A 1,076-nucleotide genomic window follows, 5' to 3' on the forward strand; every position below is an offset into this window, starting at 1 on the left:
TGAGGGGCCCCACGCTTTCCGGACAGCTACCTATTGGCTAATTCATGCGGCGAGCTGCTGATTCAGGTAGTCGTCGTGGACCTCTTGTGGGGTCCGATACCCGAGTCCCGAGTGGCGGCGTTTCGTATTGTAGCGGACCTCTCAATTGCTGGTAGAAGGCACTGTTGCGGGAAGAGGCGGCCATGGTGGCCTCGTGTCCGTCCCGCACCCGTAAGGCGCCGTAGACCCAGGTCTTCTCCGGCCTCGACCGTAGTCGATCTCGGACTTGGTGCGGTGACCGTCCGGCGACCAGCCCGGCGCCGGCGGGAAGGTACAGGGGATCACCGGTCCGAGCTCGTCGGCACAGACGACCGTCGCGCCTTCGGGCGGGCAGGTGTAAAGCCCGATGATCTCCGGGTCCTTTGACCGGGTCCAGGACCGGGTGCGGCGCCAGCGCACCCCCTCGGCCAGCAGGATCCGACGGACCTGACTGCGGCTGATTTCGATGCCCAGCCGCTGTGCCTCAGCAGCCAGTGCGTCCAGGGTCCACTCCAGCGGCCCGGACTCATCCGCCGCGGCCAACTCGCCGTCCGCCTGCACCGTCAGCCGGCCCGGTGGTGGCTGTATGACCCGGCCGATGACCCTGGAGCGCTCCGCTTCGGTGATCCTACGCTTGCGGCCCTGACCGCCCAGATCCTCCAAGCCGTCCAGGCCCAAGCGGTTGAACCGGTGCAGCCAGCGGCGGACCGTCTCGGGGCTGCACCTCAACTCATTCGCGACGGCAGGCACTCGCTGTCCGGACCAGCTCAGCTAGATCATCCGCGCCCGTATGACCAGATCACGAGGAGCCTTACCTGCTCGCGCCAGTCGATGCACGAGCTGGTCCTCGCTTTCGTCACAGCTCGGCCGCGCCCGTAACACCACCGTCCAGCACTTGCCCCCGGGCAACCGAACCACCCCGCCACCAGGACATATACCCAGCAAAAGAAGGAATCCAGGCATTAGTACTCCAGTCAGAAATCGTGTTCTGAGCTGTGTCTTCTTCGGTAGTGGCAGCGGCGGGCGATGGCTTGGTGGTGTCTGCGCCAGTGGGACCA

Annotated in this window: 2 protein-coding genes; both read right to left on the reverse strand. The window is 65.6% G+C overall.

Annotated elements, in window-relative coordinates:
• Nucleotides 1–141: 141 nt before the first annotated feature.
• Nucleotides 142–768, reverse strand: a complete 627-nt coding sequence (locus ACZ7GZ_RS43480) for a helix-turn-helix domain-containing protein (RefSeq protein ID WP_471033410.1) — start codon at nt 766–768, stop codon at nt 142–144.
• Between the two features lie 106 nt (nt 769–874).
• The coding region (locus tag ACZ7GZ_RS43485) for a hypothetical protein (RefSeq protein WP_471033412.1) at nt 875–1,076 on the reverse strand (202 nt) is incomplete at its 5' end.

This window comes from Streptomyces sp. NPDC037288 (assembly GCF_055603265.1).